The organism is Elioraea rosea, assembly GCF_007644105.1.
In the GTDB taxonomy this organism is placed as follows: Bacteria; Pseudomonadota; Alphaproteobacteria; order Acetobacterales; family Acetobacteraceae; genus Elioraea_A; species Elioraea_A rosea.
On sequence record NZ_VFAC01000007.1, the window covers coordinates 106540 to 129710 of the forward strand.

Here is a 23171-nt window from a genome sequence, read left to right on the forward strand (position 1 = left end):
ATGGGTGCCGGATCAGGGCTCTCCTGGCCGGGAATCCTGCGGCTCGGCCTCGTGCAGACGGCACTCGGCGCGATCGTGGTGCTGACGACGTCGGCGATCAACCGCGTGATGGTCGTCGAACTCGCCCTGCCGGCGACGCTTCCCGGGGTTCTCGTTGCCGTCCACTACGCGGTGCAGATGCTGCGCCCGCGCATGGGCTATGGCAGCGACATGGGCGGGCAGCGTACGCCCTGGATCATCGGCGGCATGGCCGTGCTCGCTGTTGGCGGCGTGGTCGCGGCCGCGGCAACGGCGATGATGGGTGAGGCGCCCGTGGCCGGGCTTGCGCTTGCGCTCGTCGCCTTCGTCATGATCGGGCTCGGCGTCGGCGCGGCGGGCACGTCGCTTCTCGTCCTCCTTGCCGCGCTCGTCGTCGAGCGGCGCCGCCCGGCCGCGGCGTCGATCGTCTGGATCATGATGATCGCGGGCTTTGTCCTGACGACGGCGATCGCCGGCAGGCTCCTCGACCCCTATTCCGGCCCTCGGCTCATCTCGGTCTCTGCCGGTGTCTCCGTGCTTGCCTTCCTGCTCGCGCTCGTCGCGGTGTGGGGAATCGAGAAGCGGCACGCGCCGGTGCAGGCGCCCGTGACGGCCGAGCGTGCGCCGAAGCCGGCCTTCCGCCAGGCGCTCGCCGAGGTGTGGGCCGAGCAGGATGCACGGCGCTTCACCGTGTTCGTGTTCCTGTCCATGCTCGCCTACAGCGCGCAGGACCTCATTCTCGAGCCCTTCGCCGGGCAGGTCTTCGGCATGACGCTCGGCGAGACGACGCGGCTTGCCTCGATGCAGCACGGCGGCGTGCTCGCAGGCATGGTCGTCATCGCGCTCGTCGGCAGCTTCGCTTCCGGAACGAGGCTCGGCAACATGCGCGCCTGGACCGTGGGCGGATGCCTTGCCGCCGCCGTTGCCGTCTCGATGCTGATCGTCGCGGGCCAGGTCGGCCCGGGCTGGCCGCTCGGGCCGTCCTACTTCCTGCTTGGCCTCGCCAACGGCGCCTTCGCCGCCGCCGCAATTGCCTCGATGATGCTGATGGTCGGCAAGGGGCGGGAGCGGCGCGAGGGCGTGCGGATGGGGCTCTGGGGCGCGGCGCAGGCCATTGCCTTCGGCCTCGGCAGCCTTGCCGGCGCGATGGCGCTCGATGGAGCCCGCATGGCCTTCGCAGACGAGGCGACCGCCTACGGGGCCGTCTTCGTGGCCGATGCCATCCTGTTCATCGCGGCGGCGCTTCTCGCGCTGCGCATCGGAACCTACGGACAGCGGAGCGCGCCCGGCTATGGCGCCGTGCCCACCGCTGCGGTCGGAAGCTGAGGGAGGCTGCATGGCGCGCGGCGAAACATTCGACGTTGCGGTGATCGGCGGCGGGCCCTCGGGCGCGACCGCGGCGAACGACCTCGCGAGGTCGGGGCTGTCAGTCCTGCTGCTCGACAAGGCGGGGCGCATCAAGCCGTGCGGCGGGGCGATCCCGCCGAAGTTGGTCGATGATTTCGGCATCCCCGAGCACCTTCTCGTCGCGCGGATCCGCTCGGCGCGGATCGTTTCCCCGAAGAGCCGTTCGGTCGACATGCCGATCGATGGCGGCTTCGTCGGCATGGTCGACCGCGACGTGTTCGACGAGTGGCTTCGTTGCCGTGCCGCGGCGAACGGCGCCGAACGGGTGAGCGGCACCTTCGAGACGCTCAACCGCGGCGACGACGGCACGAGCACGATCACCTATCGTGCCAAGGGCGCTGCGCCCGATGCGCCGCTCGAGGCGGTTCGCGCGCGCGCGGTGATCGGCGCAGATGGCGCACTCTCCGCGGTTGCCCGGCAATGCGTTCCGGGGGCCGAAAAGGTGCCCTTCGTCTTCGCCTACCACGAGATCGTCCGCACGCCGGAGGAGGGCACCGCCGCCTACGACCCGGCGCGCTGCGACGTTTACTACAACGGCGCGATGTCGCCCGATTTCTACTCCTGGATCTTCCCGCACGGGCAGACCATGAGCATCGGCACAGGCTCGGCGCACAAGGGCTTCTCCCTTAAGGGTGCGGTGGGCGACCTGCGGGGGCTGACGGGCCTCGCCGGAGCGGAGACCATCCGCCGCGAGGGCGCACCGATCCCGCTGAAGCCTCTGAAGCGGTGGGATGACGGGCGGAACGTTCTGCTCGCGGGCGATGCCGCGGGCGTCGTCGCGCCGGCCTCGGGCGAGGGCATCTACTACGCGATGCTCGGCGGCCGCCTCGCGGCCGACGCGGTCGGCGAATTCTGCCGCACCGGCGATGCGCGCGCGCTGCGCACTGCGCGTCGGCGCTTCATGCGCGTGCACGGCCCGGTGTTCTGGATCCTCGGCGTGATGCAGACCTACTGGTACGGCACCGACGAGCGGCGCGAGCGCTTCGTCAGAATCTGCAGGGACAAGGACGTGCAGACGCTGACGTGGGACGCGTACATGAACAAGGAACTCGTCAAGGCGCGGCCGCTCGCGCATGTGCGGATCTTCTTCAAGAACCTCGCCCATCTCACGGGGCTCGCCTCGGCATGAGACGGCACCGGAGCGGAGCGGGGAACAAGGCCAGGCAGGGTATGGGGAGAGGGCGTTGAGCACTTTGTCGGAAGGCGGGTTCGGTCAGGGTGATGGCGGCGGCCGTCGCGTCATCTCCGAACTGCCTGGCGGTGGACGGCGTGTCCGTTCCCATGCGAGATCGTTGCCGCTTCGTGTCGGCACGCGCGGCAGCCCGCTCGCGCTCTGGCAGACGCGCATGTTCCTCGGCATGATCTCGGGCTTCTGCCCGGTGCTCAACGCGGCCAAGGCGTTCGAAGAGCACACGATCGCCACCTCGGGCGACATCATCCAGGACAGGCGGCTTGCCGAGATCGGCGGCAAGGGGCTGTTCGCAAAGGAGATCCACGAGGCGCTCTGCGAGCGCCGCGTCGACTTCGCCGTGCACAGCATGAAGGATCTCGAGACGAAGCTTCCCCCCGGCATCGTACTCGCCTGCTGCCTCGCCCGCGAGGACGAGCGCGATGCGCTCATCCTCGGTCCCCGCTGCGGCCCGGCCGACAGCGCCGACCCCTATGGCGCGATCCCGCATGGGGCGCTCGTCGGCACCTCCTCGGTGCGCCGTCAGTCGCAGCTTCTCGCCGCGCGGCCGGACCTCAAGGTGACGATGCTGCGCGGCAACGTCGCGAGGCGCCTCTCCAAGGCGCATGACGGAACGGTGGATGCGACGCTTCTTGCCGTCGCCGGCCTCCGCCGCCTCGGCCTCGAGCACATGGCCGACATCGCCCTTTCCCCGGAGATCATGGTTCCCGCCGCAGGGCAGGGCATCGTCGGCATCACCGTGCGCGAGGAGGACGAGGAGCTGTGCGAGCTTCTCTCCGCCATTGAGGACCGCGAGGCGAGGATCGTCTCGACGGCCGAGCGGGCGTTGCTCGATGCGCTCGACGGCTCCTGCCGCACGCCCGTCGGCAGCTATGCCGTTCTGCAGCCCGACGGCGACATCCGCCTTACCGGACTTGTCGCGAGCGAGGACGGGACGTTCATGCTGCGACGGGTGATGATCGGCGCGGCCTCGGATGCTGCGCGAATCGGCACGGCACTCGGCGAGAGCCTCAAGCGCGACAGCCCAGCTGACATCTTCCTCGACTGAGCGACGGCACAGGCGAGCGGTTCAGGCGAAGTCGCCCTTTGCCCAGCGCTTGCGCAACCGCGCGCTCGCGCCTTGGCGGAGCGAACGTTCGATATGCGCGTTGAGCCTCGCCTGGCTTGCGCGCGCTTCCTCCTCCTCGATGTAGATGCCCGGCCATTTCTGCGCGAGCCAGAGATAGGCGGTGAGAAGCTTTGCCGCGCGCTCCGCGTCGGCAAGGTCGCCCGGGTCGCCGGCGACGGACTGGTCGAGCCGCCGCGGCGGAGGCGGCGGGGCGGTCACCTCCACGCCATGCGCATGCCGCCGCGCCCAGGCGATGAGCTGCATCGAGGTGCGCTTGTCGCGGAGATCGGCCGGGCAGCCGAGATAGCCGAGCGCGTCCTTCAGCGGCAGCCTCGCGGCGGCGGTGATCTCGGCCATCGCCATCGCATCGTCGAGCCGGCCGAGCTCGATGCCGCTCGCGGGCCAGCGGAAACGCTCCGCCACCACCGTGAGAACGCGGATGAGGCTCGGCGCTCCGAGGCGCCGGCCGATGTCGAGAAGCTGCTGCTCGCGCGGCAGAACGCGCATCGGCCCCTCGAGCGGCGGGGGCGGGTGCTCGATCGCTGCGCGGATCGGCGTCTCGTCCTCGCCCGCGAGCACGCCGACGAAACCTTCGGCGTAGTGGCCATACCGCCCCGCCCGGCCGGAGATCTGTCGGATGAGATGGGGCCCGAGGCCGCCGTATTTCGTCGTTGCGGCGAACAGGATGCGCCGGATGGGCAGGTTCAGTCCCATCCCGATCGCGTCCGTCGCGACCAGGACGGGCGCGGTGCCGCTGCGGAACCGTTCCGCCTCCGCCCTGCGGACATCGGGGCCGAGCGCGCCATAGACCATCGCGGGAGGCTTGTTCCTGGCGATCAACGCCTCGCGGAGCGCGAAGGCATCGCGTCGCGAGAAGCAGACGATCGCGTCTCCGGGCTCTGCCTTGGCAAGCGGCACGGGGCGATCGAGCAGGGTCAGCGGCACCATGCGCTCGAATCGTCTGACCGTGATGCTCTCGCCGGTGAGGGACGCCAGCCGCCGGATCATCGGCTCCGCCTCGGCCGCGCCGGCGAGCACGATTCGCCGAGCCGGCATGCCGATCACCGCCTGCGTCCAGGCCCAGCCCCGATCCTCGTCTGCGAGCATCTGGATCTCGTCGATGACCGCGACATCAACCTCCGAGGACAGGTCGGCCATCTCGACGGTTGCACAGAGATGGCGCGCCCCCGGAACGATCCGCCTCTCCTCTCCCGTCATCAGGCTGGCAGCGATTCCGCGTTCGGCGAGGCGCTCAGTGCCTTCCCAGGCGAGCAGGCGGAGCGGGGCGAGATAGGCGCCGCGATGGGCCTCAGCGAGCATGTCGAACGCCGCGTGGCTCTTGCCGCTATTGGTCGGCCCGAGCAGCGCGACGATCTCGCGGCGGATCGCGCGGGCTTGCTGGAAGGAGGCGACCCAGCGGCCGAGCGTGAGCGCGCCGACGACCTCCTGCTCGTGCCGGTGCCTCGCCTTCGCATGCAGCGTGCCGAGCCGTTCGCGACGCCATTCCTCGAGGCGGGCTTCGGCGCGCGCACGCTCGGCATGCACCATCGCCCCGTCGTTCTCGGCTCGGCGCAGCCTGCCGCGGATCGCCTCGGCCAGAACCGAGATCAGCGCGATGTCGTCGAGCTCGGGGTCGGCGGCGATGGCGGCGAGACCGGCCGCGATGTCCTCCCGACGCACCGGAACGCGCAGGCCATGCAGCAGGAGGTCGAGCCGGGTGCGGGATGAGGGGGCGGGTGTGTCCACGGCCTTGCGTGTGCGCGGTTGCTGCATGACGCGTCAAGGCCCAACGGCGGCCAAGGGTTGCGCTAGGATCATCCTGGCAATGAGCAGGGGGAGGACGAGATGGCAGACACGCTCGCAGCGCAGTGGTGGCGGGCCTATCCTCGCGAGGAGGCGGAGCCTGACCCCGGGCGGTTCGAGCTCGGCCTCTGCATGGCCGGCGCGATCTCCGCGGGCGCCTACACCGCCGGCGTGCTCGACTTCCTGATCGAGGCGCTCGACGGGTTCGAGGCCGAGAATGCGCGCCTCGGCGCCTCCGGACCGCTGCATCACGTCACGGTCAAGGTACTCGGCGGGGCATCGGCAGGGGGCATGTGCGCGGCGATCGCGGGCCTGTTCCTCGACCGCCGCTTCCGGCCCGTGCGATCGCTCGCCGATGCCGAGGCGCAGCGCGAGAACCCGCTCTGGCAGGCCTGGGTCGAGATGATCGACATCGACCAGCTCCTGCGGGCCGATGACCTGCCCGAGGGCGCGCCGATCCGCTCGGCGCTCGACTGCACGGTGCTCGACCGCATCGTCGACACCACGATCGCGCGCGTCGCGACGCTTCCCCCGGTGCGGCGGCCCTGGCTCGCCGACCCCGTGCGCGTGATCCTCACCCTCGCCAATCTCCGCGGCGTGCCCTACGCGCTTCGCTTCTCAGGCCGCGAGGGCGCGACCTCGCACTTCATGTGGTCGCACGCGGACAGCGTGTGCTTCACCGTTGCCGCCGATGCGGCGGCATCGGCGACCGCCGCGCCGGCCACGCGGCCTGGCGAGGTGGCGGTCGAGCGTGGGGACCTTGCGCAGGGCGCCTTCGTGGGCGATCTCTTCCGCGCCGCGGCGCTCGGCACCGGCGCCTTCCCGGTGGCGCTTCGCCCGCGCGAGGTGACGCGGCTGCGCGACGACTACGCCTATCGCGCCCTGCTCACCCCTGCGGGCGCATTCGGCGATGCCCCGCCTGAGAACCCCGCACTCGGCCTGCCCGACTGGCCGGCGGAGATGGACGAGCGCTACCGCATGCTGGTGCTCGACGGCGGCGCGATGAACAACGAGCCGCTTGATCTCGTGCGCCGTGCGCTGGCGGGATGGGGCGGGCGGAACCTCCGAGAGGGCGAGCGTGCGAACCGCGCGGTGCTGATGGTCGATCCCTTCGTCGAGCCCGGCCTGCCGGGCCCTGACCATGAAACCGGCCTGCACGCGACGCTGCTGCCGCTCTTCGATGCGCTCGTGCGCGAGGCACGGTTCAAGCCGGAGGACCTTGCGCTCGCGGCCGACCCGGACGTCTATAGCCGTTTCCTGATCGCACCGAGCCGGGGGGGAGACTGGTCGGGGAAGTCGGCGATCGCGGGCGGCTATCTCGGCGGCTTCATGGGGTTCTTCTCGCGTGCCTACCGGGCCCATGATTTCCTGCTCGGCAGGCGCAACTGCCAGAGCTTCCTCCGCAAGTACTTCGTCCTGCCGGAAGGAAACCCGCTGTTCTCGACGCCTGGCTGGACGGAGGAGGCGAGGGTGCGGTTCGGCATCCTGCCGCGCGGCGATACGCGCCGGCATCTGCCGATCGTTCCGCTGTGCTCTTCTGCCGAGGGGCTCGACCTCGGCGCACCCGAGGCCGCGCCCGAGCCAACCTGGCCAGCGGGAGCCTTCAGGGCCGCGGATGTGAAGACGCGGATCGAGGAACGCGTCGCCGCCGTGACGGCCCAGGTCGATGCGACGATCCTCACCCCGCGCTTCCGCAAGGGCGCGGAAGCCTTCGTCGGACGCATGGTGGGCGAGAAGATCGCCGAGCAGGCCTGGCCGCTGCGCGTGCTCGCCAATGCGTTCCGCAAGCGCATCGACGAGATTGCCCTGCGGGCGCTCGAGCGCGCCTGGGCCTCGGCCCTGCGCGTGCCGGGCGAGACGGCCGGCAAGGCCGCGTCGGATGCGATCGCGAAAGCCGTCGCCGAGCTCGACCGCGCGACGCCGCGCCCGCGCTGAAGATGGCTCAGAACGGCTCGACCCAGGGCCGAAGCTCGACCTCGAGGCTCCAGGCGCTGCGCGGCTGGGAGAGCACCGCCATCATCGTGTCGGCGATGGCATCGGGGTCGAGCAGCGCATCGGGGCGCGCCGGGTCCGCCGGGCGGCGTTGGCTGCGCACGCCGCCATCGATCACGATATGGACGACGTGGATTCCCTTCGGCTGCAGCTCGCGCGCCATCGCCTGGGCGAGGCCGCGCAGCGCGAACTTGCCCATCGCGAACGGGGCCGACTGCGCGTAGCCCTTCACGCTCGCCGACGCTCCGGTGAACAGGATCGTTCCGCCGCTCCGCGCGAGCATGCGCCGCGCCGCCTGCTGTCCGGCGAGGAAGCCGCCGAAGGCGGTGACGGCGAGCGAGCGCGCGACGTCCTCGGGCGCGAGGTCGACGATCGGGCCGCGCACGCGGAAGGAGGGGTTGTAGTGCAGCGCCGACAGCGGCGGCATGGTCGCGTCGATCGCCGAGAAGAGGCGCTCGACGGAGGCGTGATCGGCCGCGTCGACCGCATGGGCCGTCGCTGCCGTTTCGGTGCACAGGGCGGCGAGCTTGGTGGTATCACGCGCGGCGAGCGCGACGCGGTAGCCGGCGGCGGCGAGGCGTCGGGCGAAGGAGGCGCTGATGCCTTCTCCCGCGCCGATGATCAGGGCGGTGCCCTTGTCGGACATGCTTGGTGCTCCTTTTTCGCGTCGCACGGCCAGAGGAAGGTGAGCTCGTGCTTGTTGTGGAACAGGTGAAGCAGCCTGCCGTGTGCGATCGCTGCGAAGCCCTCCGCGGCATCATGGTCGGTCTCGCCCTGGAACTTCAGCGTGCAGACGATGTTGCGTACTGCGTTCGCCTCGATCCACGCGCGGATCATCCGGAGGGAGCGCTGCGGATAGGCGATCACGTCGCAGACGAGCCAGTCGACGATGCCGTGCCCGGACACCCAGGCCGGGGGGTCGATCGCGAAGGCGCTTTCGCGCAGCGCGCCCACCCCGTCCAAGGCTGCGATGGCGGGATCGAGCGGCGCCTTGTCGATCGCGGTGACGCGCGCGCCGAGCTTCGCGAGCACCCAGGTCCACCCACCGGGCGCGGCGCCGAGGTCGAGGCCGATCTCGCCCGGCGCCGGCCATCGTCGGAGGAGCGCGAACGCTTCCCAGAGCTTCAGGTAGGCCCGGCTCGGCGGACCTTCGCGATCCTCGACGAAGTGTGCCTCGCCGTTGGGGAAGGGGCTCGTGCAGGCCGCGCTCGCGAGCAGCGTACCGGGCTCGAGAAGGGTCCAGCTTCCGAGCGGCGCGGCCGGCGCGGCGGCAGGAAATACGAGCGGCTTGGCCGAGACATGCGGCAGCCTGTCGACGATCAGCGCAGCACGGCGATGGTGCAGCGGTGCATAGGCGGCCCAGTTCCGCTGGATCGCGCGCAGCCGGTTCGCCGCATCACCGATCGAGGCGATCGGGATCGTGTCCGGCTCGGTCCATGCATTGAGCGCCCAGGCGGCGGGCACCGGCGCGTCGGGGCTGAGTGCGAGGCGGCCGTGCCATGCGGCGATGCGCGCGCCACGCCGGGCAAGCTCCTCCTCGAGCGGCGCCTCGAACCCCTCTGCCGCGAGATAGGCGGAGGCGATCATGCTCCGCGCCAGCGAGCGAGCCCGGCGATGGCGAGGAGGAGCCACCCCGCCATGAGAAGCGCGCCGCCGAGCGGCGCGACAGGGCCGAGGCGGAGGCCCGCGAAGGCGGTCGCATAGACCGCTCCGCAGAACAGAATCAGACCCGCCGCGAAGCAGGCTCCAGCACCATGGGCAATCCGCGTCCGCGCCGCGATCAGCGCCGCGGCGAGAAGGGCGAGGGCGTGCCAGCCCTGCATCGTCAGCGCACTGTCGACCATGGCGAGCGCAGCGGCATCGAGGCGCTGCGGCAGGGCGTGCGCGCGTAGCGCCGAGAGCCCGACCGCGGTGCCTCCCGAGAGCGACCCGAGCACCAGCCAGATGCGTTCCATGCAGCCAGACTCCCCTGCGACTTGACGAAACTGAACGGTGCAGTTCAATTTGTCGAGTGATGCCGAATGCAGGCCATGCCCTGGTCTCGTCTCCCTCCGCACCGCAACGCAAGCGGCGCCAGGTGCTCGACGCGGCCTCCTCGCTCTTCATGGCGCAGGGCTATGGCGCGACAAGCATGGATGCCGTCGCGCGCGAGGCAGGCGTCTCGAAGGCGACGCTCTACGCCTATTTCTCCGGCAAGGATGCGCTCTTCGCAGCGATCGTCGGCGAAGCCTGCTCGCGCCATGCCGAAGCCGGGGAGGCGGGCCATGCCGAGGAAGCGTCGGATGTCACCGAGGCGCTGCGCGAAATCGGGCGGGGCTATCTCTCCTTCCTGTTCCGGCAGGACGTGCTCGCGATCTGGCGCGTGGTGATGGCGGAGGGGCCGCGCTTCCCAGAGCTCGGCCGCGCCTTCTTCGAGAGCGGGCCGATGCGGCTTCTGGGCTGGTTCTCGGGTTGGGTGCGGCGTCGGCAGGAGGCGGGCGCGCTCGGGCAAGGCGAGCCGATGGTGATGGCGGAGCAGTTCCTCGCCCTGCTTCGCACCTCGGCCTTCATGCGCCGCATGCTCGGCCTGCCTGCGGCGGACGATGCGGCAAGCGAGGCAGCGGCGATCGAGGCTTCCGTCGACGCGGCGGTCGTGACCTTCCTCGCAGCCTTCGGCCCGAGGCGGGCTCTGTCATGACGGCCGGCGACGGCGTAGTGGCTGACCACTGGCTGCCCAACCCTTCGCTGGCAGATCGGCGCTTCGCCGGCGCGCTGCTGACGGACGAGTGGGGCCGCTACCTCCTGCAGATTCGCGACGACAAGCCGGAGATCCTCCACCCTGGCGCGTTCGGTCTGTTCGGCGGCGGCATCGAGGACGGCGAGGCGCCCGAGGAGGCGATGCGGCGGGAGCTGATAGAGGAGATCGGCCTCGTTCCCGACGACCTCGCGCCGTTCCGCCTCGTGTGGCTTCCGGTCAGGCAGCTTGGGCTGCCGTTGCAGCGCGCGGCGCTGCAGCTCTTCGCCGGCACCATCGCCGCCGCATCCGTCCCCGCGCTCGACCAACGCGAGGGGGCGGGACGGGTGCTGATGCCGCCGCACCTGCTCCTGCTCGAGGCGCGGGTGGCGCTGTCGGCCCGCATCGGCATCGCCCTGCATGCGCAGGCCGCGCTCGCCCACCCGCCGCGCCTGGCCGAAGCGGAAAGGTGGGATGTGTCCGCACCGGAGGGTCGGAAGGCCGAGGCCTAGCGCCGGCGGAACAGCCGCCTGAGCGCGGCGAGGAGGCCGCCGCTTCCGGGCCGCGGCGCAGCGCCGCCGCGATGCGTCACATGCGGACGTGCCGAAGGCGGCGGCATGGCGGATGCCACCGTATAGGCCCGCACATCGCCCGCAGCGATCAGCCGCCGCTCGAAGGCGACGACGCGATCCACCGGGTCGGGGAGGCCGGCACGCTCCAGCTCTCCCGCCTGCGCAGCCGCACCGCCGAAATCGCCGGCCCGCCTGAGGATATCGACGATCCGCACGCGCTGCTCGAGATCCGGCCGCGGCCCCTGGCGGAACAGCGCCACCGCATCGAGGCGCCAGGCGCGGGCGAGGTCGGGCTTGCGGGAATCGTCCGCCACCCAGGCGGCATGCAGCGTCGCTTCGGCCGCCCCATGCAGGTCACCCGTCTCCTCGAGAAGCATCGCCCGGCACAGGAAGCGGCGCGCAAGCGGCGGGTAGCCGGCCTCGGCAAGCAGCGCGCGGTAGGGGCCGCCGGCGACGATGGCAGAGGCGGCTTCGTCGGCCTCGTCGATGCGGGGCGAGACATAGCCGCAGTTCGGGCATTGCTGCAGCCAGTGCGGCATGGTGCTGCGGGCCATCTCCGCAGGGCGGAGATCGAGATCGGGCGGCCCGTGCTGGGCAACCGAGCGGAGCGTACGCTGCGGACTCTCCCTTCCGCAGACGGCGCAGCAGGCCGGTGCCGTGTCATTCTTCCCCATGGTGGACGAAGGGTAACGCGGCGGGGCGGCACGGAAAATACCCACGCCCGGGCAGGGGCTGTGCGCGCGGCGGAGGCTTCGGCTAGATAGGGCGGTGCCTGCGTCGGCCTCGCGGCCGCGCGCCGATCGGGAGTGCAGATGCCTCGCAGCGACCTCTATCCGGACATCGCGCCCTTCGACAGCGGCTACCTGCCCCTCGACAACGGCCACACGATGTACTGGGAGCAGGTGGGCAACGCGTCAGGCCAGCCCGTTCTGTTCCTGCACGGTGGGCCTGGCGCGGGCGCGGGGGCGGTGCATCGCCGCTTCTTCGACCCCGGCCGCTTCAAGGTGGTGATCTTCGACCAGCGCGGCGCCGGCCGCTCCCGCCCGCTCGGCAGCCTCGTCGCCAACGACACGCCGCACCTCGTGGCCGACATCGAGAGGCTCCGCCAGCATCTCGGGGTGAAGCGCTGGCTCGTGTTCGGCGGAAGCTGGGGCTCGACCCTGGCGCTTGCCTATGGCCAGGCGTACCCCGAGCGTGTTGCGGGCTTCGTCCTGCGTGGCATCTTCCTCGGCCGCGACCGAGAGCTCGACTGGTTCCTCGATGGGCTCGCGCGCTTCTTCCCCGATGTGTGGGGCCCGTTCGCCGACCAGGTGGGGGCCAGGAGCGGCCAGGCGCTTCTCGACGCCTATCGCCGCCTGCTCGACGACCCTGACCCGCGCGTCCATCTCCCCGCGGCAAGGGCGTGGAGCATCTACGAGGGCTCGTGCAGCACGCTTCTGCCGAGCCCCGAGACGGTCGCGTCCTTCGCGGAGGACAGGACGGCGCTGGGGCTTGCGCGCATCGAGGCGCACTACTTCGCCAACCGCCTGTTCCTGCCCCAGGGCGGGCTGCTCGCGCACATGCATCGCATCGCCCACCTTCCTGCAGAGATCATCCAGGGGCGGTACGACATGATCTGCCCGCCCGAGAGCGCCTTCGCGCTGGCCGAGGCCTGGCCGCGCGCGCGGCTGACGATCGTGGCCGATGCCGGGCACTCGGCGCTCGAGCCCGGGATCCGCTCGGCCCTGCTTGCGGCCGTCGAGCGCATCCGCCCTCTGGCGGCCGAGATCGCCCTGGGCTGACGCCTAGCGCCCGTCATGCTAGATGGATGGTCACGTCCCCGTAGCTCAGCAGGATAGAGCACAGGATTCCTAATCCTGGGGCCGGAGGTTCGAATCCTCTCGGGGACGCCACCCTGCCGCCGTCACGGCTCATGAGGTGTGGCCTGGTGACCCGAACCGCATCGTGCAGCTGCGGCCAGCTCCGCATCGAGGTCGAGGGTGAGCCGCGGGGCGTCGGGGTGTGCCACTGCCTCGCCTGCCAGCGCCGCACAGGCAGCGTGTTCGCCGCGCTCGCGAGCTTCGCCCCACCCTGGCTGGTGCACGGCAAGGCCACCGAATACGTGCGGCAGGGAGACGGCGGGGCGCGCTTCACCTTCCGGTTCTGTCCTGTGTGCGGAACGACCCTCTTTCACACGGAGGAGGGACGCGAGGCGCGATCCGTCGCGGTCGCCGTCGGCGCCTTCGCCGATCCGGGGTTTCCGCCGCCGACCGTGTCCGTCTACGAGTGCAGGCGGCATTCCTGGGTGCAGCTGCCGGAAGGCATCCGGACCTACGACAAGGACCCCGACTGATCGCGGCCCACAGAGCCGCGGGCGCGACGCTCAGCCCAGCGCCGCGTCCGCCTCGCGCCTGAGCGCCCACAGCGCGCTTCCCTCCGGTGCGACGACATCGTCCGCCGTCACCAGCGCGTCCTTCGCCACCGGTCGTGCCAGCGTCAGCCCCACCGCCATGTAGTAGGGAAGCGGATTGCCGCCGCGCACGGGCTTCGCGGGCAGGAGTGCGGCGTCGAGCCCCGGCACGGCATGGCGTGTGCCGACGATCTCGAGCGCGTGGCCAGCCGGCAGGTCGCGATCCGCCCGCGCGACGAGGTCGACGCGCTGGCGGTACTCGGCATCGACCATCGAATGGCCGAGCCGTGCCGCCGCCATGACTGTGATCGGCGCCTCGACGCCGAGCAGGTGCGAGGGGTTATAGATCAGCGCCCGCGAGCGGTCGCGCGACACGGGGATGCCCTTGCCGGCGAACAGCTCTCCGGTGGCGCGGTCGGCAAGCGAAACGACGACGAAGACGCCGCCGGCGAAGCTCGCCTCGTCGGGACGGCGGAGGCAGTTGAACACATCGACCACGCCCTCGCGGTCGAGCACGCCGCCCTCGGCGCGCGTGGCGTATAGGTCGGGCAGCTCGATCGTCCGCGCCATCGGCGCATGGAAGACGTCCCTGTCCGGCATCAGCCCGGTCGCGTTGCTCACGAGCGACATCTCGCAGGCGTCCGGCACCGTCCGCTGCGGCAGGGCAGCCAGAGCCTTGGCGCGTGCGGCCATCGTCCCTGCCACCTCGCCCTTGCCGAGGTGCCAGTGCTCTGCGAGCTGCGGAGCCGCGACACTTTCGGACAGCCAGCGCGTCACGCCGGTGGCCGGATCGAAGACGAAATCATACTCGCTGCTCTTGCCCGCCGCGACGATGGGCAGCCCGAGCGTGCGCGCCCAGGAGACGAGCCCGATGAGAAGCGAGGGCTGGTCCCCGTCCACCAGCGTCCAGGCGAGGCCGGCCTTGCGCGCCCGCGCCGCGAGCGCGGGGCCGACCACGCATTCCGCCTCCTTCGAGACCATCGTGACGCCGATGCCTGCCTCCAGCGCGGCGAGCGCGTGGCGCACCGCGGCCTCGGCATGGCCCGTTGCCTCGACGACATGATCGAGCGGGAGGGAGAGGAGGTCGTCGATCCGTTCGCAGAGCGCGATCTCTCCGGCATCGAGCGCAGAGCGTGCCTCGGCGGCGCTGGCGCAGCGGCGATGCGGCGTGTCCACGGCTGCGAGCTTGGAGGCGACGCGCTCGAGGTCGCGGTCCAGCGCCGCGACGATGCGGAGCCCAGCAGTGCGCCGCGCCTGCGCGATCAGCGAGAGGCCGAACTCCCCCGCGCCTAGCAGGGCTGCGCGGACGGGCCGTTCTGCGGCTGCGCGGAACAGGGTCTGGAACTGCATGGCGGGCGTTTCTCTCGGCTCATTGCATTTGCGATGGTGTTCTGCATACAGTGCACACAATGCCGGAAAGGGCAAATGGGGAGAAACGCCATGACCAAGCTCCGCCGCCGCAGCCTCGTCGCTGCCAGCCTTGCCGCCACCAGCCTCGCCGCACCGTGGATCGGTGGCACGGCCCGAGCCCAGGCGACGCGGCTCCGCTTCGCCCACCCGCATCCGGAGAGCGACAGCTGGCACAAGGCCGCTCTGCTCTTCGCCGAGGAGGTGCGCGCCAAGAGCGGCGGCGCACTCACCGTCCAGGTCATCTCGGGCGGCGCGGCCGGCAGCGACCCGACGACGATCAACGCCGCGCGTGGCGGCACGCTCGACATCGTTCTGACAGGCAACCCGTTCTTCACCGGCCTCGCACCGAAGCTGAACGTGCTCGACCTGCCCTTCCTGTTCAGTGACCGGGTGCATGTGGCGCGCGTACTCGACGGCGAGATCGGCAACGAGCTCGCCAAGGAGCTCGAGCCCGCCAACCTCGCCGTGCTCGGCTTCTGGGACATCGGCTTCCGCAACCTGACGAACTCGCGCCGCGCGGTGCAGGGCCCGGCCGACATCCGGGGGCTGAAGATCCGCACCACGCCGAACCCAGCGCATATCAAGGCCTTCCAGCTTCTCGGCGCCACGCCCGCACCGATGCCGTTCACCGAGCTCTTCACCGCGCTCGAGACCCGCGCGGTCGACGGCCAGGAGAACCCGACGACGCTCATCCTCAATGCCCGGTTCTTCGAGGTTCAGCGCCACCTGAGCCTGACGCGGCACGCCTACACCGCCGGCATCCTCGCGATGTCCTCGCAGAGGCTCGCCGCACTTCCTGCCGCCCAGCAGGAGGTGCTGCGCGGCGTCGCCGCCTCGATCACGCCGCGGCAGAGGCGGATGAACGAGGAGGGCGAGGGCACCGCAGTGGCGGAGCTGAAGGCGAAGGGCATGGCCGTCGTCGAGCAGCCTGATCGCGACGCGATGGCGAAGATCGTCATGGCAGAGACGCGGCAGGATTATGTCGGCCGGTTCGGCTCCGCCGTGCTCGACCGCATCGTCGCTGCCGGCCCGACTGCCTGAGCATGGGTGCATCCGGCATGCGCATCGTCGACCTGACGATGCCGATCGCGGACCATTTCCGCTGGAAGACGGTTCTCTCGGTCACCGGCAACATCAAGGCGGGTGACCAGTTCCGCATCTCCCGCCTCGATGCCGCCTGTCATGGCTTCTCGCATGTCGACGCGCAGGCGCACATCCTCGCCGATGCGCCGACGATCGAGGCCACACCGCTCGAGCGCGTCGTCGGCGCCTGCCGGGTTCTCGACCTGCGCGACGTGCGCGCGGAGGAGGAGATCGGGCCCGAGCGTCTCGCCGCCGCAGACCCGGGCGGCGCGGAGGGGGAGATCCTGCTTCTCTCGAGCGGGTGGGACAGGCATGAGGACTGGAACACGGCAGGCTTCTGGAAGCGCGCGCCGTGGCTGAACCGCGCAGCCGCCGAGTGGCTCGTCTCGCGGAGGCCCTCTGCTGTTGCGTTCGATTTCCCGCAGGACTACCCGATCCGGCTTCTGCTCGACGGCGTGACGGTTCCGTTCGACCAGCACGTGACGCATGACACGCTGCTTCGCGGCGGGGTGACACTGATCGAGTATCTCGTGAACACGACCGCGCTGTCCGAACGGCGCGTGCTGCTCTCCGCCGCGCCGCTGAAGATCCCGGGGGCGGATGGCGCGCCCGCCCGCGTCTACGCCATCGAGGGCCTGTCGGTCTGATGCTCGCGCGCCTTGCCGGCCTCGTGCTGACGGCGGCGGAGTGGCTTCTGGCACTGGCGCTGCTCGCAATGCTCGGCATGGTCTTCGGCAACGTGGTGCTGCGCTACGGCTTCAATTCAGGCATCACGGTGACGGAGGAGATCTCGCGCGTCCTGTTCGTTTGGATCACCTTCCTCGGCGCCGTGGCTGTCGCGCGCAGGCGGGGCCATCTCGGCTTCGACCTCGCGGTGCGCCTGCTGCCGCGGCGCGGCCGCGTCGTATGCCGTGCGCTCGCTGCGGCGCTGACGCTTCTCTGCTGCCTCGTCTTCCTCCGCGGTGCCTGGACGCAGACGGCGATGAACATGACCAATGCCGCGCCCGTCTCCGGCCTTCCGATGGGCTACGCCTATGCGGCAGCGGTGGTCGGCGCCGCGGGCCTCGCCCTTTTTGCGCTCGCCGACCTGGTCGAGGCGCTGAGGGGCCGCGAGCCGCCGCTTCCGACGCACGAGGCGGAACCGGGCGCATGACGCTCCTCGTCTTCGTTGCCTCGCTGCTTGGCGCGATGGCGCTCGGCATGCCGGTGGCGTTCGCGCTGCTCGTCTCGTCCCTGGTGATGATGCAGTTCACCGGCGGCATCGATCCGCAGACGGTGGCGCTGCAGATGATCAACGCCGCCGACAGCTTCGCGCTGCTGGCGATTCCGTTCTTCCTCCTCGCGGGCGAGGCGATGAGCGCGGGCGGGCTGTCGCGCCGCCTGGTCGCCTTCGCCCTGGCGCTCGTTGGCCACAGGCGCGGCGGTCTCGGCTACGTCGCGATCATCGCCGCCGTGCTGCTCTCGAGCCTCAGCGGCTCTGCCGTGGCCGACACCGCGGCGCTCGCCTCGGTGCTGATGCCGATGATGCGCCGAGCAGGCTACGACACGGGGCGTGCGGCGGGGCTGATGGCGGCGGGCGGCATCATCGGGCCGGTGATCCCGCCATCGATCGCGTTCATCGTGTTCGGCGTCGCGGGCAATGTCTCCATCACCTCGCTGTTCCTCGCCGGCGTCGCGCCAGGCCTGTTGATGGGCGCCGCACTTGCCGTCACCTGGTCATTCGTCGCGCGCAAGGAGAAGGTCGAGATGCTGCCGCGTGCGACCTGGCGCGAAACCGCCGCGGCGCTACGCGACGGGCTGCTCGCGCTCGGCCTTCCGGTGATCATCGTCCTCGGCCTCAAGTTCGGCATCTTCACGCCGACAGAAGCGGGCGTGGTGGCGGCGGTCTACGCGCTCGCGGTCGGCATCTTCGGCTATCGCGAGCTTGCGCTCTCCGCCGTGCCGCATGTCCTCGTCTCGGCCATCCGAACCACTGCCTCGGTGATGCTGCTCGTCGCCGCCGCGTCCGTCTCCGCCTACCTGATCGCGATCGCCGACATCCCTGCGGAGATGCGCGCGCTCCTCGCGCCGTTCGAGGGCAGCCGCACCACGCTGCTCGTGGCGATGATGGTGCTCGTGCTCGTCGCCGGTACGGCGCTCGACCTGATCCCGACCATCCTGATCCTGACGCCGGTGCTGATGCCGATCGTCCGTTCGGCCGGGATCGACCCGGTCTATTTCGGCGTGCTTTTCGTGATGAACACCTCGATCGGGCTAATCACGCCGCCTGTCGGCACGGTGCTGAACGTCGCCTCCGCCGTCGGCCGTGTGCCGCTCGGGCGTGTCACGGTCGCGGTGCTGCCGTTCCTTGCGTCGCAGGTCGCTGTCCTGTTCGCGCTCGTATTCGTGCCCGAGCTCGTCACGGTCCCGCTGCGGTGGCTGCGGTAAGGCGTTGCGGCCCGTCGGTATCAGAGGCTGTCGCGCACCCGTTCGATCGCCATGTCGAGATGGCGGCCGATCACCTCCGCGGCGGCCTCACCGTCGCGCCGCGCGATGGCGGCAGCCATCTCCTCGTGTTCGGCGACGGCGGCGGCCCATTTCTCCGGCCCCTCATGCCCGATGAACCGGATGCGCCGCATGCGCGACTGGAGCTGGGTATGCAGCGTCGCAAGGACGGCATTGCCCGAGAGGCGCGCGATCGCCGAATGGATTTCCTGGTTGAGCTTGAAGTAGGCGAGGCGGTCGCGCGCTGCGTAGCGGTCCATCATCGCCGCATGCAGCGCGCCGATCTCGGCGATGGCTGCGGAGGAGCCCTCGGCGCAGATCTGGCGGGCAGCGAGCTGCTCGAGCGCCTTGACGACCGCGAGGCTGTCGCAGAGGTCCTTCAGCGTGAGCGTGCGGACGACGGCACCGCGGGCCGGGACGATCTCGACGAGGCCTTCGCTCGCAAGCGTCTTGATCGCCTCGCGCAATGGCGTGCGCGAGACCCCGAGAAGCTGCCCGAGCGCGACCTCGTTCACGCGGCGACCAGGCGCGAGGTGGCCCTCGATGATCATGTCGCGCACGCGGCTCGCCACCTCGTCATGCAGCGTCCGCCGCGCGATCGGCAGCACGGGCGCATCGTTGCCCGAGGAGGGCGATGTGCCTGCGCGCGGGCCCGTCAATCCTGGTGTCTCCATGCTGGGAGCCTAGCCTGCCGACGGAGTCGGGACAATGCTGTATGCAGTGCACAGTGTGTTGCGTAACGCGATTGACGATGTTAAGGACTGCTGAGGAAACATCCGGGGACCGTGCCGCCATGGCCGACGCCAAGCACACGCCGACGATCGCCTTCGCCATGGGCGACGCATCCGGCATCGGATCGGAACTGATGGCCAAGGTCCTCGCCGATGCCGACATCGCCGCAGCGGCCCGCTACATCGTCATCGGCGATTCCCGGGTTCTCGCACGCGGCGCGAGCATCGTCGGCCTGCCCGTCACCCTTCCCGTCGTGGGACCCGACGCCACGCTGCCGCGCGATCGTTCCGTGTTCGTCGATCTCGGCCATCTCGACCCGAAGGACGCGCCTTTCGGCACGGTGAACCTCGCAAGCGGCCGTTTCGCGCTTGAGAACTTTCGCACCGCGCTGCTCCTCGGCCTCGCAGGCGAGGCCGATGCGGTTGCCTTCACGCCGTTCAACAAGGCGGCGATGCGCCTCGCCCACCCGCCCTACGAGGACGAGATCGGCTTCACTGCGGGCGTGCTCGGGTTCGACGGCAAGGCCAAGGAGTTCAACATCCTCGAGGGGCTGTGGAACGCGCGCGTCACCTCCCACGTGCCGCTGAAGGACGTCGCCGCGCTGATCACACCGGATGAAATCATCGACAATCTCGTGCTGACGGCGGATGCCTTGCGTACATCGGGCATCGCCTCGCCGCGCATCGCCGTGGCCGGCCTCAACCCGCATGCCGGTGATGGCGGGAATTTCGGCCGCGAGGAGATCGACGTGATCGGACCTGCGGTCGAGACTGCGAAGTCGCGCGGCATCGCCTGCGACGGCCCGTTCCCGGCCGACACGGTGTTCCTCCGCGCCCAGCGCGGCGATTTCGATGCCGTACTGACGATGTACCACGACCAGGGCCAGATCGCGATGAAGCTGATCGGCTTCGATCGCGGCGTGACCATGCTCGGCGGCTTCCCGTTCCCCATCTGCACGCCCGCGCACGGCACGGCGCATGACATCGCCGGAACCGGCAAGGCGAACACCGGTGCGACGCGCGCGGCACTTCTGCTCGCCGCGCGCATGGCGGCGGCCGCGCCACGTGTGCGACCGCCGGCTCCGCTTTCGGTCTCCGCCGTTAGGGCGCCGCGCAAGGCCGCCTGACGACGGGCTCCGCAAGAACGGCCCGGGCACAAGGGCCGGCCGAAACGATCATCCATTGGCGAGGAGGATAGCCAGCCATGTCACGACGCAGCTTCACACGAGCGGCCCTGGCCGCCGCCGTTCTCACCCTGCCGGGGGCGCTTCCCGCGGCCGCGCAGGGCGAGTGGCGACCGACGCGTCCGATCGAGTTCGTCGTCACCTCCGGCGCCGGCGGCGGAACGGACGTGTTCGCGCGCACCGTTCAGGGCGCGATCACCAAGCACAACCTGGTGCCGACCTCGATCATCGTGACCAACAAGGGCGCGGGCTCGGGCGCGGAAGGGTTCGTCTACGCCCGCGGCGCGCAGGGCGATGCCCACAAGGTGGTGTTTGCGACGAACAACACGTGGCTGTTGCCGATGGTGTCGCGGGTTGCCTTCAAGGCCGAGGATTTCCGCCCCGTCGCGATCCTCGCCTTCGACGAGTTCATGCTGTGGGTGAAGTACGACAGCCCGCACAGGACGGCGGCCGACTTCCTCGCTGCTGCGCGGTCGGCAAACCCGCCGTTGAAGATGGGCGGCAGCCAGCCGAAGGACACCGACCAGACGCTGACGAGCCTCATCCAGCGCGCCGCGAATGTCCGGTTCACCTACGTTCCGTTCCGCGGGGGCGGCGAGGCGGGCACGCAGCTTGCCGGCGGCCATATCGATGCCAACACGAACAACCCCTCCGAGAGCATCGGCGGCTGGCGCGGCAGCCAGGTAAGGCCGGTCTGCGTGTTCCGCCGCGAGCCGATGGCCCGTGGTGAGCTGGTGACGCAGACCCAGGGCTGGCACGACATCCCGACCTGCTCGAGCCAGGGTATCCCCATCGAGGAGTTCTCGATGCCGCGCACGACCTTCCTGCCGCCCGGCACCACCCCGGCGCAGCAGGCCTACTGGGTCGACGTGATGCGCCGCGTCGTCGAGACGCCGGAGTGGAAGGACTACATCACCCGCACCAGCCAGAGCACCCGGTTCACGACCGGTGACGCCTTCTCCGAGCACATCCGCAAGGATGTCGAAGCCTCGCGCGAGATCTTCCAGGCCGAAGGCTGGCTTGTGAACTGACGTCGCTGCCGACCGGGGAGAGGGAGCGATGCTGACACGCTTGCAGCTCGAGCTTGCGGCCTGTGCCGTGGTGTTCGTGCTCGGCTCCCTCTCCATCCTCGGCGCTCTCGAGCATGAGGTCGGCTGGGCGGCGGATGGGCCGCAGGCAGGATACTTCCCGTTCCGCCTCGGCATCATCCTCGTTGTCGTCAGCCTCGCGATTGCCGCGCAGGCGCTGATGATGGGCGAACGTCGGCGACAGCTTGTTCTTTCGCGCGAAAGCGCCCGCCGCATGCTCGGCTTCTTCCTCCCCCTCGTCGCCTATGTAGGGATCGCCCAGGTACTCGGCCTCTACATTGCAACCGCGCTCTATCTCGCGTTCGTCCTGCGCACCATGGGCAGCCACCCCTGGCGCACCTCGATCGCCGTCGCGCTCGCCGTGCCGGCGGTGTCGTGGGTCCTGTTCGAGGTCTGGTTCACCGTGCCGCTGCTCAAGGGGCCGGTCGAGGTCTGGCTGGGGCTCGCCTGAGCATGGGCAATCTCGACGCGTTGCTGCAGGGCTTCGCCATCGCGCTCACGTTCGAGCACATCCTGCTGATGATCCTCGGCGTGCTGCTCGGCATCCTCGTCGGCGTCCTGCCCGGGCTCGGCGCGCCGAACGGGGTGACGCTGCTTCTCCCTATCACCTTCTCGATGGACCCCGTCTCTGCGATCATCCTGCTGACCAGCACGTACTGGGGCGCGCTGTTCGGCGGCTCGACCACATCGATCCTGTTCAACATACCGGGTGAGCCATCCTCGGTTGCGACCACCTTCGACGGCTACCCGATGGCGCGCGACGGGCGCGCCTCCGAGGCGCTGACCTTCGCCTTCATGTCGGCCGGGTTTGGCGCGTTGCTCGGCGTGGTGGTGATCACGCTTCTGTCGGGGTTCGTGACGTCCTTCGCGCTGAAGTTCGGGCCGGCAGAGTACTTCGCCGTCTATCTCCTCGCGTTCTGCTCCTTCATTGCCTTCGGCAGCGGGTCGCCGCTCAAGACCATCGTCTCCATCGCGCTCGGTTTCGGCTTCGCGACGGTCGGGATGGACAGCGTCTCGGGCGCGATGCGGCTGACCTTCGACTTCAATGACCTGATCCGCGGCATCTCCTTCCTCGTCGTCGTCATAGGCCTGTTCGGCATCGGCGAGATGCTGCTGACGCTCGAGGAAGGGCTCGAGTTCAAGGGAGCCGATGCCCGGCTTCGCCCGCGCGCCGTGCTTGCCGCCATCCGCCGCCTGCCGCGCTACTGGGTGACGATGCTGCGAGGCTCGGCCGTCGGAATCTGGATGGGCATCACGCCGGGCGGGCCGACGGCAGCCTCCTTCATGTCCTACGGGCTTGCCAAGCGCATGTCCAAGCGCGGCGCGCATTTCGGCAAGGGTGAACCCGAAGGGGTCATCGCGCCGGAGACGGCGGATCATTCCGCTGGCACCGCGGCGATGCTGCCGATGCTCGCCCTCGGCATTCCTGGGTCCGCGACAGCCGCGGTCATGCTTGGCGGGCTGATGATATGGGGGCTCAACCCGGGGCCGATGCTGTTCGTCGAGCGCGCCGATTTCGTCTGGGGGATGATCGCCTCGATGTACGTCGGCAACGTCGTCGGCGTGATCCTCGTGCTCGCGACCGTTCCTCTGTTCGCCGCGATGCTGTCGGTTCCCTTCACCATCATCGGCCCGATCATCGTCACCGTCTGCATCGTCGGTGCCTGGACCGTTGCCGGCGCGCCGTTCGACCTCTGGCTTGCCGTCGTCTTCGGCATCGCGGGCTGGGCGATGAAGAAGCTCGAATACCCGATCGCGCCGCTCATCCTCGCCATGGTGATCGGCGACCGGGCGGAGGATGCGTTCCGCCAGTCGATGATCATGTCGCAGGGCTCGATCACAGTGCTTTGGTCGAACGCGCTGGTCGGCACGATCTCGACCCTGGCGCTGCTGCTGCTCGCCTCGCCCTTCGTGACGGCCTGGATCACGTCGATGCGGGCGAGGAAGGCTCTGCACGCGGCCAGGGAATGATGCGAGGCTCCAACGGCCGGGCTCCGCTC

At 70.1% G+C, this 23171-nt stretch carries 23 protein-coding genes and 1 tRNA gene; 17 read left to right on the plus strand and 7 right to left on the minus strand.

All coding sequences use genetic code 11. The features are described from left to right. The 3 genes from FIF60_RS07240 to hemC all read left to right on the plus strand — a co-directional run bounded on the left by FIF60_RS07240 (position 1) and on the right by hemC (position 3662). Positions 1 to 1344, plus strand: a complete 1344-nt coding sequence (locus FIF60_RS07240) for a BCD family MFS transporter (protein ID WP_144185351.1) — start codon at positions 1 to 3, stop codon at positions 1342 to 1344. A 10-nt stretch (positions 1345 to 1354) separates the two neighbouring features. Then, positions 1355 to 2554 (plus strand): geranylgeranyl diphosphate reductase, encoded by a 1200-nt coding sequence (locus FIF60_RS07245; protein WP_144185353.1) that lies wholly within the window; start codon positions 1355 to 1357, stop codon positions 2552 to 2554. Between the two features lie 112 nt (positions 2555 to 2666). Beyond that, entirely contained in the window at positions 2667 to 3662 is a 996-nt protein-coding gene (hemC, locus tag FIF60_RS07250) for a hydroxymethylbilane synthase (protein ID WP_239451537.1), read from the plus strand. Positions 3663 to 3683: 21 nt separating this feature from the next. Here hemC and FIF60_RS07255 read toward each other — a convergent pair whose 3' ends face one another. Next, positions 3684 to 5468 carry a helicase-related protein gene (locus FIF60_RS07255; protein WP_158639106.1) on the minus strand — a complete coding sequence of 595 codons (1785 nt, stop codon included), beginning with the start codon at positions 5466 to 5468 and terminating at the stop codon, positions 3684 to 3686. Between the two features lie 99 nt (positions 5469 to 5567). Here FIF60_RS07255 and FIF60_RS07260 point away from each other — a divergent pair, with 99 nt between their 5' ends. After that, entirely contained in the window at positions 5568 to 7460 is a 1893-nt protein-coding gene (locus tag FIF60_RS07260; RefSeq protein ID WP_144185359.1) for a patatin-like phospholipase family protein, read from the plus strand. A gap of 7 nt (positions 7461 to 7467) precedes the next feature. Here FIF60_RS07260 and FIF60_RS07265 read toward each other — a convergent pair whose 3' ends face one another. Genes FIF60_RS07265 through FIF60_RS07275 form a run of 3 tightly spaced genes read right to left on the minus strand, consistent with a single transcriptional unit; the run spans position 7468 to position 9472 of the window. After that, the gene (locus tag FIF60_RS07265) at positions 7468 to 8163 is read right to left on the minus strand and encodes an SDR family NAD(P)-dependent oxidoreductase (RefSeq protein ID WP_144185361.1); all 696 of its coding nucleotides are present in this window, start codon (positions 8161 to 8163) and stop codon (positions 7468 to 7470) included. Further along, positions 8139 to 9104, minus strand: a complete 966-nt coding sequence (locus tag FIF60_RS07270) for an SAM-dependent methyltransferase (RefSeq protein WP_144185363.1) — start codon at positions 9102 to 9104, stop codon at positions 8139 to 8141. The genes FIF60_RS07265 and FIF60_RS07270 overlap by 25 nt, the downstream gene beginning before the upstream one ends. Further along, a complete protein-coding gene (locus FIF60_RS07275) occupies positions 9101 to 9472 on the minus strand; it encodes a DUF423 domain-containing protein (RefSeq protein ID WP_144185365.1) in 372 nt (123 codons plus the stop codon). The genes FIF60_RS07270 and FIF60_RS07275 overlap by 4 nt, the downstream gene beginning before the upstream one ends. 59 nt (positions 9473 to 9531) lie before the next feature. Between FIF60_RS07275 and FIF60_RS07280 the strand changes: the two genes are divergently transcribed. Both FIF60_RS07280 and FIF60_RS07285 read left to right on the plus strand, forming a co-directional pair. Next, positions 9532 to 10194: a TetR/AcrR family transcriptional regulator gene (locus FIF60_RS07280; RefSeq protein ID WP_144185367.1), complete on the plus strand. Its 663-nt coding sequence runs from the start codon at positions 9532 to 9534 to the stop codon at positions 10192 to 10194. Continuing rightward, positions 10191 to 10742, plus strand: a complete 552-nt coding sequence (locus tag FIF60_RS07285) for an NUDIX domain-containing protein (protein WP_144185369.1) — start codon at positions 10191 to 10193, stop codon at positions 10740 to 10742. Before FIF60_RS07280 ends, FIF60_RS07285 begins: the two co-directional genes overlap by 4 nt. Here FIF60_RS07285 and FIF60_RS07290 read toward each other — a convergent pair. Beyond that, entirely contained in the window at positions 10739 to 11356 is a 618-nt protein-coding gene (locus FIF60_RS07290; protein WP_144185371.1) for a hypothetical protein, read from the minus strand. The two genes, FIF60_RS07285 and FIF60_RS07290, sit on opposite strands and share 4 nt — an antisense overlap. 258 nt (positions 11357 to 11614) lie before the next feature. Here FIF60_RS07290 and pip point away from each other — a divergent pair, with 258 nt between their 5' ends. From pip to FIF60_RS07305, 3 genes are all read left to right on the plus strand, one after another. Then, the gene (gene pip / locus FIF60_RS07295; RefSeq protein ID WP_144185373.1) at positions 11615 to 12583 is read left to right on the plus strand and encodes a prolyl aminopeptidase; all 969 of its coding nucleotides are present in this window, start codon (positions 11615 to 11617) and stop codon (positions 12581 to 12583) included. A 34-nt stretch (positions 12584 to 12617) separates the two neighbouring features. Further along, positions 12618 to 12694: transfer RNA gene (locus FIF60_RS07300), tRNA-Arg, on the plus strand. Between the two features lie 35 nt (positions 12695 to 12729). Further along, positions 12730 to 13134: a GFA family protein gene (locus FIF60_RS07305; RefSeq protein WP_204251131.1), complete on the plus strand. Its 405-nt coding sequence runs from the start codon at positions 12730 to 12732 to the stop codon at positions 13132 to 13134. Between the two features lie 30 nt (positions 13135 to 13164). Here FIF60_RS07305 and FIF60_RS07310 read toward each other — a convergent pair whose 3' ends face one another. Then, the gene (locus FIF60_RS07310; protein ID WP_144185374.1) at positions 13165 to 14541 is read right to left on the minus strand and encodes a flagellar biosynthesis protein FlgA; all 1377 of its coding nucleotides are present in this window, start codon (positions 14539 to 14541) and stop codon (positions 13165 to 13167) included. 90 nt (positions 14542 to 14631) lie between these two features. Here FIF60_RS07310 and FIF60_RS07315 point away from each other — a divergent pair, with 90 nt between their 5' ends. The 4 genes from FIF60_RS07315 to FIF60_RS07330 are packed head-to-tail and all read left to right on the plus strand — an operon-like array spanning position 14632 to position 18111. Next, positions 14632 to 15642 (plus strand): DctP family TRAP transporter solute-binding subunit, encoded by a 1011-nt coding sequence (locus FIF60_RS07315; RefSeq protein ID WP_144185376.1) that lies wholly within the window; start codon positions 14632 to 14634, stop codon positions 15640 to 15642. A 17-nt stretch (positions 15643 to 15659) separates the two neighbouring features. Next, positions 15660 to 16331: a cyclase family protein gene (locus FIF60_RS07320; protein ID WP_144185378.1), complete on the plus strand. Its 672-nt coding sequence runs from the start codon at positions 15660 to 15662 to the stop codon at positions 16329 to 16331. Next, on the plus strand, positions 16331 to 16837 hold the full coding sequence (locus FIF60_RS07325; protein ID WP_144185380.1) for a TRAP transporter small permease: 507 nt from the start codon (positions 16331 to 16333) through the stop codon (positions 16835 to 16837). The genes FIF60_RS07320 and FIF60_RS07325 overlap by 1 nt, the downstream gene beginning before the upstream one ends. Continuing rightward, a complete protein-coding gene (locus FIF60_RS07330) occupies positions 16834 to 18111 on the plus strand; it encodes a TRAP transporter large permease (protein ID WP_144185382.1) in 1278 nt (425 codons plus the stop codon). Before FIF60_RS07325 ends, FIF60_RS07330 begins: the two co-directional genes overlap by 4 nt. A 20-nt stretch (positions 18112 to 18131) precedes the next feature. On the opposite strand, the gene FIF60_RS07335 is transcribed toward FIF60_RS07330, so the two are convergent. Continuing rightward, entirely contained in the window at positions 18132 to 18827 is a 696-nt protein-coding gene (locus FIF60_RS07335; RefSeq protein WP_239451531.1) for a GntR family transcriptional regulator, read from the minus strand. Positions 18828 to 18961: 134 nt separating this feature from the next. Here FIF60_RS07335 and FIF60_RS07340 point away from each other — a divergent pair, with 134 nt between their 5' ends. From FIF60_RS07340 to FIF60_RS07355, 4 genes are all read left to right on the plus strand, one after another. Continuing rightward, positions 18962 to 20026 (plus strand): 4-hydroxythreonine-4-phosphate dehydrogenase PdxA, encoded by a 1065-nt coding sequence (locus FIF60_RS07340; protein ID WP_239451532.1) that lies wholly within the window; start codon positions 18962 to 18964, stop codon positions 20024 to 20026. 77 nt (positions 20027 to 20103) lie between these two features. Beyond that, positions 20104 to 21114, plus strand: a complete 1011-nt coding sequence (locus FIF60_RS07345) for a Bug family tripartite tricarboxylate transporter substrate binding protein (RefSeq protein ID WP_144185386.1) — start codon at positions 20104 to 20106, stop codon at positions 21112 to 21114. Between the two features lie 28 nt (positions 21115 to 21142). After that, a complete protein-coding gene (locus FIF60_RS07350) occupies positions 21143 to 21622 on the plus strand; it encodes a tripartite tricarboxylate transporter TctB family protein (RefSeq protein WP_144185388.1) in 480 nt (159 codons plus the stop codon). A 2-nt stretch (positions 21623 to 21624) separates the two neighbouring features. Continuing rightward, a complete protein-coding gene (locus tag FIF60_RS07355) occupies positions 21625 to 23142 on the plus strand; it encodes a tripartite tricarboxylate transporter permease (protein ID WP_144185390.1) in 1518 nt (505 codons plus the stop codon). Positions 23143 to 23171: the final 29 nt, after the last annotated feature.